The sequence below is a fragment of the Vibrio sp. NFR genome (assembly GCF_027587095.1).
Lineage (GTDB): Bacteria > Pseudomonadota > Gammaproteobacteria > Enterobacterales > Vibrionaceae > Vibrio > Vibrio harveyi.
This window is the reverse complement of sequence record NZ_JAPPTN010000002.1, coordinates 84088-98158: the sequence shown is the minus strand read 5'-3', so window position 1 is coordinate 98158 and position 14071 is coordinate 84088. Positions and strand designations below refer to the sequence as shown.

The following is a 14071-nucleotide window of genomic DNA, read 5'->3' as shown; positions in this document are numbered from 1 at the left end:
CTGCATCGTGATCTCAAAACCGCCGTGCGCTTAAAACGCTAAATTTGGCAGTGTTCACAAATTCTCATCTTCCTTACTATTTACCGTGAATCATTCTTAGTTCGTTTAACGCGCATTACGTTGTAATTGATTCTATCAATGCTTTTAAAATCCATCTCAAACCGCTCTGATATAAAAATTAGCAATATCATCGTCAATTAAATCAATTTTTAGCCGCTTATTTTTCACTCCATCATACGTCATAGAAACAGCAATGCTTTCCGCAAGAGAAGCACACGAATTTAGTTGTCCGTATCGGAGTTTAGAATGAAAAAAGTAAGTGCAGTGGCTGCCGCAATTACATCTGTTTTAATGACAGGTGCCGTCTTTGCTGAGACCGAAGTGGCGTTAGATGTGATCGCTGGTGATGAAGCCGCACCCGTTGTTGAAAAAGTAAATGGTACCGATGTTATCGCTGATGGTTGGGAAATCTTCGGCTATGCGTCAATGAACTTTAGAACTGTTGATGGCAAATCAGTGGATACTGAATTTGGCAAACCAGATTACAAAACAGCAGGTACACACGGTAAGAGTACCAACCAAGTTGAATTCATCATCAAAAAGCATACTGAGCACGCGAACGGTGTTTGGTCTGACTTTGTTGTTCGCTCTGAATATGGCAACGGCAACTCTTATGCCTACTCTTCTGCGGGTAGCCAAAAAGACAATACCACTGCACAGTTTGAAGTGAAGGAAGCGTTTGTTGAAATCGGTGCGCTGCCTTACTTTGGGGAAGACACCTCGATTTGGGGTGGTCAACGCTTCCTAAATCGTGCGTCTGGTCTGTTATCTGGTGAGTTCTGGAAGCAGTCATCAGGTGTTGGTGCCGGTATTCAAACTAAGCTCGCTGGCAACACCGCAGGTATCGCGTATGTGATTGCCGATCCAGACGCAGGCGCTCCAGATGTGTTGGTGTGTGAAGACAACAGCAATGCGTCGACGTGTGAGATTGTTAAAGCCAATGCTGAGCGCACTACCGTTTCTACTTTGGATTTCTACTACTATGGCGTAGATGTGGGCTTCGGTAGCGTAGATTTCGACTTTAAATACATGCAGCAAGAAGGCAAAGACAATTCTTCAGATGATGGCTTTGGCGCTGCAATTACTTTGAACACGAGTTACTACGGCTTAGACGGTTGGACGCAAAACGCACTTGCCTATGGTAAAGGTGTCGCGCAAAACCGTGGCGTGAACTTTGGTGGTTGGTCTGGCGGTGACGATAAAGCTGAATCTCTATTCTTCACTTCTTACGGTGTGCTAAACATCTCTGAAAACTGGCAGATGGGTTCTGAAATTACCTATATCGGTGCACTCGACCAACTGTTTGGTGCTGATGACTTAAAACGCTACCTTGTGGCTGTCCGTCCTTCTTATAAAGTGAACGATAACCTTCGTCTTGAGATGACGGCGTCTTATGGTCATGAAGAAGGGGCTGAAGGCTACTGGGGACGTACAGGGGATGATGTCGAAAGTGATATTTACAACATCGAACTCGCGGCGGCGTTTTCTGTAAACGCAGACTACTTTGGTCGTCCTCAAATCAAACCTTACGTGAGCTACATTACCGCTGATGATGAAGCGAGCGCGCGTCAGATTGGCATCGAGGATGGTAAAAATGAAACCGTGATTGGTGTTCACACCGAAATTTGGTTCTAACCACACTTTGCAAAAGGCAGCGAATAGCGCTGCCTTGTTTGCTTTTGAATGATTGTTTAGCAGATCTGTTTTACCTTGAGAAAGAGAGATAAATCATGCAGAAAAACCGTGTAATCCTTGCCCTCATGTTGAGCTCGGCGTTAACCGCATGTGCGGCTTCTCCAACATTGGAAGCGACGACGTTGCAATCGGTGCCGGAAGCGGCAGTTTGCTGCAATAACTTCTCTGAATTTCCATGGTTAGAGCTCGGCACTAATGAGCAAATTGAGTTTTCGATTAATGCGGATTCGCCGGTAGGTCGCTTCGCTGAAGGGAACAGCTATTTTGCTGCGTTTAAGTTGCCAGCGCGTTCAAGCAAAGTGAATATTCAGCTTGCCAGCCATATGGTCAATGGCGAGGTTTTCGCGCCTAAGCTGATCACTTTAGATAAAGCGTTCAATATCGTGAATATCAATGATCATGATAGCTTTGATATCGAAACCACGGGCATGCTTACACGCACTCAATACCAGCTGAGCTTTACGCTCGACGTTGAGAAAACGCCTTACTTTATTGTTTATACTGATGAAAGCGAGCTAGGTGATTCGATTCAAATTCCTCATCCTGCCAAAGAGCGTGCTGTGGAGTTGGGTCAGCCAATGCCGATGGTGACCGACCCGAAATATACTTATGAAGCTTTTGGCTCTTTGGAAGTGGCGATCAAAACCTTATCGTTAGCCGCGCCTTCACGTACCACAGAGACACAGAAAGCGGCAGTTGTGGTGGATCCGGTAAAATTGTCAGCGCCAGCATCAGCAACCATGCAAACATCGTCAGCAGTAAGTTCGAACACGAAATCGGCATCAACGAGTGTTCATGCTGATACACAAGCCTATTATTTTGAATCTATTCGAGCAGCAGTGAAGAACAACCAAACATCAAAAGCGATGACGCTGCTAGAAGAAGCCAACCGATTGGGTATCGACGGCGCACAGAAAGTGTTTGTTGACGCCGTAGATAACAAGTAACTCCATTATTAAAGTGTCTATTTTTGGACCTCAGAGAGCGCTTTCGCGCCCTCTGAGTTTTTTTAGTCTCTAGCAATACATAGCTTTTCTGCAGAACGCTTGTTGAGCAAGTAGTTCTCTTCCTCAAGCGCTCGGTGCGATAGTGCTGGGTTAGGTTGAGTGAAGGTTAATCCCTCCAACAAAGTAACTGGTGCTAATGGTTTTAATCTGGTTTTTACACCATCACGATTACACTTCATTTGCCCAGATTCTGGGTACCATTCGATCTCAATTGAACCGTCAATCACATCGGCTTCAATGCCGACCTCATATTCCTGACCGCGCAGTTTCACGATGAACTGAACTTCAGGTTGAGGGCGTTCAAACTCAAATGAGAATCTGGTTTTCTCAGCTTGTTCGACGTCAACATGCAGGGCGTTGTTATCACCAAACGGCAGTCGAGCGCTTAGGTGTTTCCAAGTTGATGGTAAGCTTGGGCAAAGCTTGATGGTGTTGCGCGAGAGCTGTGGCGTAAAGCCGAGATAGTCTTGCTGAGTGTTACGAGCAAATTCCGACACTGACCACGCTTGAGCATAAGTTCCGCTTTGAATGACGGACGTCGCAGACGCTTGGTAAGCATCCAGGTTTTCGCTCATGGTGCCGCGATGTCCCTGATATAAAATCTGATGGGCTAAGTTTTTGCTCAGTTGATACGCTAAATCTTGTTGCTGGTAACGGGTAAGTGCGCCCACAGTGAAGCCTGCGTTCCAACCCCAAATGGTCCCATTATGGTATGCCGCATCTTTGTGATACTCAGGGCGGTTGTCATGATAGGGGTGGAATTCTGGGTGCTCTTGTTGCAAAGAGCAGATGCCCCAAGGGAAAAGCAGATGCTCGACGCTGTTCTTCACAATGTGCTGCCCAATATACTCTGGAATTAAGGCTTGGCTGGTCGGAATGGTCAACGTCATTAGCTGGTTTGGGCGAATACTGATGTCTTTCACATCGTCTTGCTTGAGATGATCCGCTAAGCACATGGATTCGCTATCCCAGAACTTGTCGATAAAGCTGGCTTTCACTTTGTTCGCCAAGGTTTGGCAATGTTCCGCTAAGGCGTGGTCACCATTCCATTTTGCAAGTTGGTTTGCCACTTGTAGACTCTCAAACCACAATGCTTCGATGTCGTTGGCTTTCGGGCCACGAGGTGACCATGGGATCTGACCGTTTATCTTGGCGTCCATCCAGGTATCGGGATCGCGATGTCGCATCAAGCCATCATCATCGAGATAGTGCTTTTCAACCCCTTCAATAAAGCGCTCTATGATGGGCAACATTTGCTGGGCGAACTGTGTATCACCGGAGTAGTTAATGTATTCGAAGATCTCGCGAATCATCCACGGTGTGCCGTCGGTCGTGTTGTAGATGATATTAGTTTCGCTGGTGACACGGTTTGGAATTCGACCATGATTTTTGTCTTTCAGATCATCTAACTGCATCGAAGCAAAGTTAGTGATGATGTCGCGGGCTTCGTCAAACTCGCCATTTACTAAACTGGTGCCGGGCAGCGCGATAAAGGTGTCTCTGCCCCAGCAGTCTTTAAACCATGGCAACCCCGCCCAAATGCCGGTACCCAGCTCTTTATTAACGAAGGTTCGGCTGGCTAATCGTGCCCACATAACGGCGCGGTTGTATTCCAGATCGTCACACCAAAAATAGTTTTTGGTCAAAAACTCAAATACTGCATTTTGATGTTTCAACTCTGCATGTTCGAGGGCTGCATTTTGTGCTTGTTGGATAGCATCGGCTTTGTTGTTGGAGAACGCAAAGTAGGCAGTGAAGCGGTTCGTTGTGGTCTCTGAACTGAGCTTAATTTGAATGTTTTGGCTGCCGGATAGTACGTTATCACTGACGTTCGAATCTCTCTCATTGAGCGTTTGTGCTCGGAAGCTTTGGTTTGCGCTGATCGCGATAAACAAAAGTGAGTCTTCAGGGCAGATGTCTGGATCGACAGAGATAAGCAGGCAATCTTCCAACGCTTCTACTTGGCAGTACGAAGGATTGAGGTTGAGTTCAGGAAACAGTGCCAACATTTCGCTGCTGGTGGATTCCACATTCAGTGCAGCAAGGCGTTGCCCTGCGATCAAGGACAAGCCATCTTTACTGGCATTCTCATAATGATGTTCGATTCCATATGGCATTAAGCAGGCATACTGCGCCTGTGTTTTGTCGTTGAATGCGTTGCCAATGCTTGAGGCGAAACCACCTAAATACCAACCTTGATGATGGCGATAACGTGCCGTGCCCAAAGCGCTGTGTGTTGTGCCTTCATAGTAGCCGTCGAGGTTATCACCAAACACAAATGGGAAAGGCGTTTCGCTCTTGATCGCCAACGCCTTGAACAACTCATCGAGCGGAAGGATTTTGGCTGTGCTTGGCAATGATTTGGCGGGGATAGGACCTGATTGCGAAGTGATGAGATGATCGAATTTCGATTGAGTGAGTAAGGAGGCGGTGTCTGCCATTGCGGGTTTGACGCTTAGACTTGGCGACGCTGTGCTGAAGTCGAGCGTCAGCAAATAACGACCTGATTGTTTTGGTTCAAACACCAAATCATTACCAATGCCTTGAGTTGGAATAAGCGAGAGCTTTTGATTCAAACTGATATTCACTGCTTTAATATCATCTGCGGCGAACGTCCATTCTTCGCTGCCATTCAAATCGGCGATTTTGAATTGGTGTCTATCGGCTGGGAAAACTACGCTAGCTTGTAGTTGGTGCTCATCAATTGGCTGGAAAGGCGTATCTAGCCCCCAACCATTTAGTGTGCCTTTCAGATATAACGTTGGGTATTGGGGCATATTCTAGAGTCTCATAAAATAAAAAAGGCACAGCGAACTGTGCCAAATACGAACATGAAAGAATTAGCGAACAATTTGTTTTGCCGCAGTGTCTAGGGCGTCTTTCACGGTTTGCTTGCCTTGCATCGCGTTATCGATAGCAGCACCTTCCGCAAAGAAGTAAGACGTCATTTGAGGTATGTTCGGCATGATCTCGCCGTTTTCTGCGTTGATCATGGTTGATTTAATGCGTTCGTCACTTTCCAGCACTTTCTGGAACGATTTTAGTGTCACGGCACCAAGTGGCTTGTCGTCATCCATGATTTTCAATGCGGCGTCTTGGTATAGGTAGTTTTCTAGAAACTCAACAGCCAGATCTTTGTTTGGGCTTGATGCGTTAATACCCGCACTCAAAATGCCAACGAATGGGTTACCTTTACCGCCGTTTAAGGTTGGCAACACGGCAACGCCGTAGTTCACATCCATTTTGTCTAGGTTGCCCCAAGACCACGGACCGTTGATGGTCATTGCCACTTCACCTTTGGTGAACGACGCTTCGGATACTGAGTAATCCATATTTGGATCGACGATGCCTTTGTTGACCATGTCGACAAGGAATTGCAGACCAGCCACACCCGCTTCATTGTTTACACCCGTGTCTTTAGCATCGTAGCCTTCTGCTGTTTTACCAAAAGCATAAGCGCCGCCAGCTGAAATCATTGGCCAAGTGAAGTAAGCGTTTTTCACGTCCCACATGATCGCTTTCTTGCCTTGTTTTTGCATCGCTTGGTGGATGGACTCCAGCTCTTCCCAACTCTTAGGTGGGTTTGGCAACAGGTCTTTGTTGTAAATTAGAGAAGGGACTTCGATAGCCAGAGGGTAGCCAAAGATTTTGCCATCTACAGTGACCGCATCCCAACTGAAATCGACAAGCTTATCTTTAAACTCTTGGCTCGGTTTCACTTCTTGCAGTAAGCCCGCTTGAGCGTAGCCACCAAAACGGTCGTGTGCCCAGAAGATGATGTCAGGACCACCGCCTGTCGCGGCGTGTTGTTGGAACTTTTCTTCTAGAGAATCCGGGTGCTGAACATTAACTTTAATCCCCGTATCTTCTTCGAATTGTTGACCAATTTGGCTCAATCCTTGGTAAGACTTATCACCGTTGATCCAAATGATGATTTCACCTTCCTGCATTGCAGAAACAGAAGGCGCTAAAAGAACAGATAAAGTGCAAAGCGAAAGTGTTTTTAGAATAGGTTTCATTGCGATAGATTCCTTGTTTCAAACCTAGTGACTGGACGTCAGCTGTTGTTTCACGGTTTGATAATACGGGGATGCACTTAGCGGTTAAAATTGATTTCTTTGTCGTTGGTATTACATTTTTCTATATCAATGCGTTGGAATGTGATCGGGGAAGCGCATTGGCTCGGGCGATACCCAGTAGCCAATGCTTTGTGGTGGTTGATGTAGAGAAGGGATTTGGAAGGTTTTGACTGTTTTTGTGAACAGCAGCCAAATTTAATCTGCGATGGAAGTGTCTATATCTAGTGTGAAAGCACTAGCGCACTGTGGCTCGATATTCAGTTGGCATTTACCGACACCATTTTCGACGCGTAAGGTGAGTGGAGAAAGACGATTCATAGCGTCTTTTAAGATGTACTCGCCATCGCGCAGTTCGAGTTTTTTGATCAGCTCAGATGGCATGACCAACTCTATGTTTTGAGGTTGTTCTCCCCTTAATCGTGCGACTGCCAAAATCAATTGCTGACTCGAATAGCGAGCAAAGCAGAATGACTCTTCCCCCAAGGCTTGTTGATTACTTGGATACAGGTCAAAGTAACCTCCCATTTTGGCTGGCGAGGTCAAAGCTAAGTTGAGTAAGCGTTGATAATAGGCTCTTACTTCTTTCTGTTGTTGCGATAACAAGCCCCCGTCGAACTTGCCATGATTCATCCACTTTTGGTGTTCTGGGACACCGATGTAATCAAAGATGGAGGTACGACTTGGTTGCCCAAAGCCTGCGTTTTCTCTTCCTGCTTCTCCCACTTCTTGTCCGAAATACACCATGGTTGGTGAGGTGCTAAGCAGGGTAGAAATCAACATAGCGGGCAAGCCGTTCTCTGCACTGCCCGCAAACTCAGGTGAGGCGAGACGCTGCTCATCGTGGTTATCAAGAAAGTGCAGCATGTGGTGTTCAATATCTATCATGCTTTCTTGAATCTCACTGATTTTGCTCACATGCCGTTTGCTGTGCATCACGTCTTTGAGGCAATCATAGAGGTCAACTTTGTCGTACAGATAATCCATCTTGCCGAGATGAATGTAGTCGCGATACAGGTGCGGTTGATACACCTCTGCCATCAAAAACGCCTCTGGATTGACCGCTTTGATGCTGGAATTCATAAAGCTCCAAAACTCGACAGGCACCATTTCCGCCATGTCATAACGGAACCCATCGACGCCTTTGTCTATCCAGTAAAGCGCGATGTCGCGGAACTTATACCAAGAGTTTGGCAGCGTTTTGTCTTGCCAGAATTGCAAATGCTCAGCATGGGATTTGTTTGCGTAATCGGCTGGCAGTTCTGGGAAATCTTTGCTGCCGTCTGGGCGCACGCCGTAATTGATTTTGGCGGTTTCATACCAATCATCAAATTGCGGCTGAGCAAGCCTGGAGCCGTTGCCGGTCCATTTGGCGGGAAACTCTTCAAAGGCAGGCAATTTTTCAAAGGAAGAAAGGTTCCTAATCAGCGTCGGGTCACCTAGCGGGGAAAATTGCTCAGGAATGTTAGGTAACTCAAACGCTTGATTAGGAACGTAATAGAAATTGTTGTCACGATGGTACTCAGCGCTCGTATCGTCATCGGCACCAAAATCTCGTACACCGACAGGGTTGTTCAAACCTCGGTAACGTCTGGCAACGTGGTTTGGCACAATATCGATAATGACCTTCATGTTGTGCGCATGCGTACGCTCGATAAGGGCTTCAAACTCTTCTAATCGATGTGCTGGATCATCCGCCAAATCGGGATTCACGGAGTAATAATCTTTCACCGCATAAGGCGAGCCTGCACGTCCTTTCACCACCGCTGGATGGTCGTTCTCAATACCAATGGCACTGTAATCGCGGATCACCGCATGGTGTGGTACTCCGGTGTACCAAATATGCGTAATGCCAAGCTGTTGAATGACAGTGAGCGCCTTTTCGTTAAAGTCACTGAACTTACCGACGCCGTTTTGCTCAATGGTGCCCCAAGGTTGATTGGTGGTGTTGGTGTTGCCAAATAGTCGGGTGAAAACTTGATAAACGTTCGCTGCGGAATTCATAGATATTTAAGGGAGCTCGTGGCTCCCATATCCTCCAAAAGTTATTTCAGTTTGACTGCGAAAGACTCGTAAGGTGCGAGGGTTATCGTCGCTGCAATCGCGCAAGGCGTCGCATAGTTACTGATTAAGCACTCTACCTGATCGGCTTGATATTGGGTTGGAACTTGCAGTGTTTGCTCGTGCTCTGAGAAGTTACTCACGATAAACAACAGTTCACCTTGGTATTCGCGCACGTAGCCAAACACGTGTTGATGCTCTTGCCATACTGGAGTGAAGCTTCCGTAGACGATGGTTTCATGACGTTTACGCAGCTCAATGAGCTTTTTGTAGTGGTAGAAGATCGAGCTCGAATCGTTAAGCGCCGCTTCCACGTTAATCTGTGGGTAGTTCGGGTTGACCGCAATCCAAGGTGCTCCGCTGGTAAAGCCCGCGTGCTCTGATGCGTTCCAGTGCATTGGTGTACGCGCATTATCACGACTGTTCTTGTGAATCGCATCCATCATGTGCTCGTGGCTGATACCGGCAGCGGTTTTCACATCGTAGAATTGTCGCGTTTCGATATCGCGGTAATCGCTTAGTTGGTCGAACGCCACGTTGGTCATGCCAATCTCTTCGCCTTGATAGATGTATGGCGTGCCTTTCAAAAAGTGCAGCGTTGTTGCTAGCATCTTGGCTGACTCGACTCGATAGGCTTTGTCATTGCCAAACTTCGACACTGCACGAGGCAAATCGTGGTTGTTCCAAAATAGGGAGTTCCAACCCGTGTCTTGCAGCTCGACTTGCCACTTGGTTAGCACGTCTTTGAATTCTTTAAGGTCGAGCGGAATCGGCTGCCATTTGTCGCCACCTTGCCAGGTTAGGGTAATGTGTTCAAATTGGAACACCATCGACAGCTCATGACGCTCTGGCGCGCTGTACAGCTTAGCGATCTCAGGCGTTGCCCCCCAAGTTTCGCCGACCGTTAATACATCTTTACCACCGAAGGTTTCTTTGTTCATTTGTTGCAGCAGCGGGTGCAGGCGATCGCCATTGCCCGTGATGCCTTTGTCGACTTCTTTTCCTATCAGATCAATCACATCCAATCGGAAACCGCCGATGCCTTTTTCAATCCACCAGTTCATCATCTTGAATACTTCTTGATGAACTTTCGGGTTCTCCCAGTTCAAATCTGGCTGGCGTTTTGAAAAGAGGTGGAAGTAGTACTGCTCGGTTTTCTCGTCCCATTGCCAAGCATCGCCACCAAAAATCGATTCGATGTTATTTGGTAGATTGCCTTCTGAGTCTGCATCACGCCAGATGTAGTAATCGCGGTACGGGCTATCCTTAGATTCACGCGCAGAAACGAACCAAGGGTGCTCATCCGAAGTGTGGTTAACCACCAAATCCATAACGATTTTGATATCACGCTCGCCAGCTTCTTTGAATAGCTGTTCCATGTCTTCCATGGTGCCGAACTCACGTGCGATGGCTTGATAGTCTGAAATGTCGTAACCGTTGTCATCCATTGGCGATTGGTAAACAGGAGAGAGCCAAATCACGTTGATGCCAAGGTTTTTCAAGTAATCCAGTTTGCTGATGACACCTTTTAGATCACCGATGCCATCATTGTTGGAGTCGTAAAAACTGCGTGGGTAAATCTGATAAACGACTGCATTATGCCACCACGTTTTTTCCATGTTGTTTGTGCCTTTTCAATCAAAAATCTAAGACAAAATATAGTGGCTTTTCCCCGCTAGTAGAAATTGAACTTTTTGCTTATGATATAGGAAAAATTGATACCTAAATGAGTGGGCGATGATGAATCGAGTGAATCGATATTTTCTGACCGTAGCCAGAACCGGAAACATCAAGAAGGCGTCTGAGCTGCTGCATGTAACACAACCAACCCTGACAACGGCGATCAAGAAGCTAGAAAGCGATATGGGTGTATCGCTATTAATACGTCGTTCTAAAGGCGTAGAGCTGACAGAATACGGGCAAGTATTTCTCCGTTATGTCGAGGAACAGCAAGAAAAGCACCTCGATTTGATGCACAAAATTCAAGACATGCATCAAAGGGAACACGGTAAACTGAAGATCGGTGTTGGTGAAGCGTGGTGGGAGCTTTTTGTGCGACATGGGATCACCAAATACCAAGAAGCGCATCCTCATAGCTCACTCTATATTGAATTTGGCAACAACCTTTCTTTGATGCAGCACCTGATTCAAGGTGATATAGATTTATTTATTGGTCACGAAATCGGCGGATTGAAAGATCTTATGCCGGTGGTGTTCAGACCGCTGTTCCAAGATCAAGAGTCTTTCTTTGTTCATCGAGACCACCCTCTACTTAATGACAAAATGTTTTTGGAATCACCATCCGAGGCGATGTCTGCTTATCCACTGATCCGCGTAACGCCGGGGCATTCTCGATACAGCTCAGTGCTCAACAACGCATTCGAGTACGATCAAATCTTCAATCAATCCAATGAAACTGCACCTGTGGTTTATGAAGTCGGTTCGCTACTTGCTAGCTTGGATTTGCTCGAAACGACCAATGCTATTATGCCTTACAGCGATAAGATGAACGGTTGGATGGAGAAAAACGGCGTGAAGTGTTTGCACACAGATACCAGTAAAATCGGTAATGTCGGTATCTATCACAAACGCCAGTTAGATAACGACAAAGCTCAGTTCCTTATCAATGAAATCCTGACCATGACGACAGAGATTTAGTAAGGTCTTACATACCCTCATAGTAAGCACGAATCGATTCTAAAGAGATAACTTTATGACCAACAACATAAATTTCAGAGCCTTCCTACCAAGTGATAAAGAGGATTGCCTGCGCATCTTCGATGAAAACTGCCCTGAATATTTCGCAACTAATGAAAGAGAGGATTACGCGGAGTTTCTTGATAGTGACCCACAAGGTTATGAAGTGTGCTTTCTAAATGGTGAACTCGTTGGTGCTTATGGTTTGAGTGGCAAAACACAGGCATTTCATAGCTTGAACTGGATTTTAATCTCACCAAAAGCGCAAGGCATGAAGATTGGTCATGAGTTTATGAGCCGAGCGATTCACCGAGCTGAGCAGTTGAACATCCCCCAAATCAAGATCGCCGCAAGTCATTTATCTGCGCCGTTTTTTGCCAAATATGGTGCCGTAGAGCTGAACTACATCCCTGATGGTTGGGGTGTCGATATGCACCGTATCGATATGGAATTGAATCTCCAGTCGTAAGCAAATTCGAGCTATGAAAGCGTAGCGTGAGTATTTGGTTAAAACACCTTGCACCATATGGTGCTTTTATTGGTTTTTGTTAGGTTATTGGACTTGGTTATCGAAAGCGTTTTTTGCCTTTCGTCAAACAGATAAGGACAGACAATGCCAACAAAGATCTTAGTGCCTACTTTGGCGCTACTTCTCAGTGCATGTGGTGGCGATGGAGATTCGTCATCACCTGCAGACAGTGGCTCACAATCCCCTGATACACCACCTACAGCCACCACTTTTGCCGAGCAAATGCTTGCCGCAGTTAACGATGCTCGATCTAAAACTCAGCAATGTGGCTCAAGAGCTATGCCTCCCGTTGGAGCGCTTACCTGGAGTTACGATTTAGAAAGCGCAGCGTATGGACACTCTAGCGATATGGCAAACAGTGATTTTATGAGCCATACCGGTTCAAATGGCAGCACGCTTTCCAGTCGCGTCAATGCCACAGGTTATGCTTGGAGCAGGTTAGGAGAGAATGTCGCGAGAGGGCAACGTTCAATCGATGCGGTAATGAACTCTTGGCTATCGAGTGAAGGGCACTGCCTTAATATCATGAACGCCGACTTCGACCAGATGGGCTCATCCATGGTGGAGAACCAATCGACGAATTATCGCTATTACTGGACCCAAGTCTTCGCCAAGCAGCGTTGATGACGACAAATAGATCAGTCTGGACAACAAACAGATAAAGCCAGTAGAGGAGACTCAACTGGCTTTATTTTTATTTTGGTACAGTTGGTCTAAAAAATTGACAAGATAAGTTTTAATCGATTATTCTTTTTATAGACCGAGTGGTCTTAAAAGATTTGAAATGAATAAGCCGTTTAAATGAAGGGGATCGAATGATGTCTACGAGTAAAACTACGATAAAGAATGCGCATATCAATTGGGATTGTGAGGGTAAGTTCAACTTCACGACTGGGTTTGGTGCAACCAAAGCGGAATCCATGATCGCCAATTACGCAGCGTTTATTGCTCCAGTGATCCTCTACTTTTTTGCATGGCAAACCTTGGAGTGGAGTTGGCTTCAAATTATTGTCGCGTCATTGCTCACGTTAGATATGATTGGAGGTGTTCTGACGAACTCTTTAGGCTCGATGAAGCGATTTCTACATACCGACCAAAAACTTGAGCTGACTTGGATGGGCAAATTGGTAGGCAGCAAATTCTTGTTCCCTGCTATTCACTTTCAATTGTTTGCTGTGCCGTTATGTTTTGATGTCGCTTGGTCTTACGCGTTTTTCTGGTATGCCGTGATGATGGTATCGGTTGTGTTTTTGCACTTCCTGCCGCTTTATTTACAACGTCCGGTTGCGCTACTTGCAGTCATGTTATCCATCATTCTTTCGACATTAGTCCCGGCTCCGACTGGTTTAGAATGGTTAGCACCAATCTTCATTATTAAGTTAGTGCTCTCACACGGTGTTCGAGAAGAGCCTTACCGCCCGTCTCTTTCTCAATAGATACGAGCATCGTCAATTACGCCCCCTTGATAAACGAAACGCCAGCAAGGAATTCCTGCTGGCGTTTTTTATACTTGGTATTAACTCGTTAAGTTACGTAGTTTTGGATCATCGGTAAGGTATTCTACAAATTCGATTTCAAAGCCAGCTGGGTCAACAAAGTAAATGTTCTTACGGTATGGCTCTTTTGCGCCGGGTTGGGCAATTGGATAACCTGCTTCAATCAATCGTTTTGTCACACCGTCGATGTCATTAGTCACGTAGGCGAAGTGTGCGAGACCAACTTGGTGACCACTTAATTCTCGGTTGTTGCCTTCACCGTGGTCGCTCATTGCAATGTATTGGTATTCATCGCCAAAGTGCAGCCAGTTTCTCGGCTTTCCACTCCATTCGCCAGTACCTTCATCACGTATATACCAATGCGGAAATGCCGCTTGATAAAACTTCAGCATTTCTGGGATATCCTTTACCACTAAGTTCACATGTTCTAGTTGGATCATTGTGTGCTCC

The 14071-nt window shown here is 46.2% G+C and carries 11 protein-coding genes; 6 read left to right on the top strand and 5 right to left on the bottom strand.

The window, feature by feature from the left end:
* Positions 1-306 precede the first annotated feature (306 nt).
* Complete coding sequence (locus tag OH463_RS04000; protein WP_199478893.1) at positions 307-1695, top strand: carbohydrate porin; 1389 nt, start codon at positions 307-309, stop codon at positions 1693-1695.
* Between the two features lie 95 nt (positions 1696-1790).
* A complete protein-coding gene (locus tag OH463_RS03995) occupies positions 1791-2702 on the top strand; it encodes a MalM family protein (protein ID WP_017189850.1) in 912 nt (303 codons plus the stop codon).
* A gap of 62 nt (positions 2703-2764) precedes the next feature.
* Here the strand turns inward: OH463_RS03995 and OH463_RS03990 are convergent, their stop codons facing one another.
* From OH463_RS03990 to OH463_RS03975, 4 genes are all read right to left on the bottom strand, one after another.
* Entirely contained in the window at positions 2765-5539 is a 2775-nt protein-coding gene (locus OH463_RS03990) for an amylo-alpha-1,6-glucosidase (RefSeq protein WP_017189851.1), read from the bottom strand.
* A gap of 63 nt (positions 5540-5602) precedes the next feature.
* Positions 5603-6781, bottom strand: coding sequence for a maltose/maltodextrin ABC transporter substrate-binding protein MalE (gene malE, locus OH463_RS03985; RefSeq protein WP_005450011.1), 1179 nt, complete (start codon positions 6779-6781; stop codon positions 5603-5605).
* 255 nt (positions 6782-7036) lie between these two features.
* Positions 7037-8842 carry an alpha-amylase family protein gene (locus tag OH463_RS03980; RefSeq protein WP_269990588.1) on the bottom strand — a complete coding sequence of 602 codons (1806 nt, stop codon included), beginning with the start codon at positions 8840-8842 and terminating at the stop codon, positions 7037-7039.
* A gap of 41 nt (positions 8843-8883) precedes the next feature.
* Positions 8884-10518, bottom strand: a complete 1635-nt coding sequence (locus OH463_RS03975) for a glycoside hydrolase family 13 protein (RefSeq protein ID WP_050918585.1) — start codon at positions 10516-10518, stop codon at positions 8884-8886.
* A gap of 118 nt (positions 10519-10636) precedes the next feature.
* On the opposite strand from OH463_RS03975, the gene OH463_RS03970 reads away from it, so the two are divergent.
* From OH463_RS03970 to OH463_RS03955, 4 genes are all read left to right on the top strand, one after another.
* A complete protein-coding gene (locus tag OH463_RS03970; protein WP_009695866.1) occupies positions 10637-11557 on the top strand; it encodes a LysR family transcriptional regulator in 921 nt (306 codons plus the stop codon).
* 55 nt (positions 11558-11612) lie between these two features.
* On the top strand, positions 11613-12065 hold the full coding sequence (locus tag OH463_RS03965; protein ID WP_009695867.1) for a GNAT family N-acetyltransferase: 453 nt from the start codon (positions 11613-11615) through the stop codon (positions 12063-12065).
* Between the two features lie 144 nt (positions 12066-12209).
* Positions 12210-12749, top strand: a complete 540-nt coding sequence (locus tag OH463_RS03960) for a CAP domain-containing protein (protein ID WP_047514724.1) — start codon at positions 12210-12212, stop codon at positions 12747-12749.
* Positions 12750-12943: 194 nt separating this feature from the next.
* A complete protein-coding gene (locus OH463_RS03955) occupies positions 12944-13561 on the top strand; it encodes a hypothetical protein (protein ID WP_005450025.1) in 618 nt (205 codons plus the stop codon).
* Positions 13562-13641: 80 nt separating this feature from the next.
* Here OH463_RS03955 and OH463_RS03950 read toward each other — a convergent pair whose 3' ends face one another.
* Positions 13642-14061 carry a VOC family protein gene (locus tag OH463_RS03950; protein ID WP_009703428.1) on the bottom strand — a complete coding sequence of 140 codons (420 nt, stop codon included), beginning with the start codon at positions 14059-14061 and terminating at the stop codon, positions 13642-13644.
* Positions 14062-14071 lie beyond the last annotated feature (10 nt).

What these genes read in the sequence shown, in the direction of transcription:
- OH463_RS04000 (WP_199478893.1), top strand. Translation starts at nt 307, where the DNA reads ATGAAAAAAGTAAGTGCAGTGGCTGCCGCAATTACATCTGTTTTAATG.
- OH463_RS03975 (WP_050918585.1), bottom strand. Translation starts at nt 10,518, where the DNA reads ATGGAAAAAACGTGGTGGCATAATGCAGTCGTTTATCAGATTTACCCA.
- OH463_RS03980 (WP_269990588.1), bottom strand. Translation starts at nt 8,842, where the DNA reads ATGAATTCCGCAGCGAACGTTTATCAAGTTTTCACCCGACTATTTGGC.
- OH463_RS03950 (WP_009703428.1), bottom strand. Translation starts at nt 14,061, where the DNA reads ATGATCCAACTAGAACATGTGAACTTAGTGGTAAAGGATATCCCAGAA.
- OH463_RS03960 (WP_047514724.1), top strand. Translation starts at nt 12,210, where the DNA reads ATGCCAACAAAGATCTTAGTGCCTACTTTGGCGCTACTTCTCAGTGCA.
- OH463_RS03990 (WP_017189851.1), bottom strand. Translation starts at nt 5,539, where the DNA reads ATGCCCCAATACCCAACGTTATATCTGAAAGGCACACTAAATGGTTGG.
- OH463_RS03965 (WP_009695867.1), top strand. Translation starts at nt 11,613, where the DNA reads ATGACCAACAACATAAATTTCAGAGCCTTCCTACCAAGTGATAAAGAG.
- malE (WP_005450011.1), bottom strand. Translation starts at nt 6,781, where the DNA reads ATGAAACCTATTCTAAAAACACTTTCGCTTTGCACTTTATCTGTTCTT.
- OH463_RS03970 (WP_009695866.1), top strand. Translation starts at nt 10,637, where the DNA reads ATGATGAATCGAGTGAATCGATATTTTCTGACCGTAGCCAGAACCGGA.
- OH463_RS03995 (WP_017189850.1), top strand. Translation starts at nt 1,791, where the DNA reads ATGCAGAAAAACCGTGTAATCCTTGCCCTCATGTTGAGCTCGGCGTTA.
- OH463_RS03955 (WP_005450025.1), top strand. Translation starts at nt 12,944, where the DNA reads ATGTCTACGAGTAAAACTACGATAAAGAATGCGCATATCAATTGGGAT.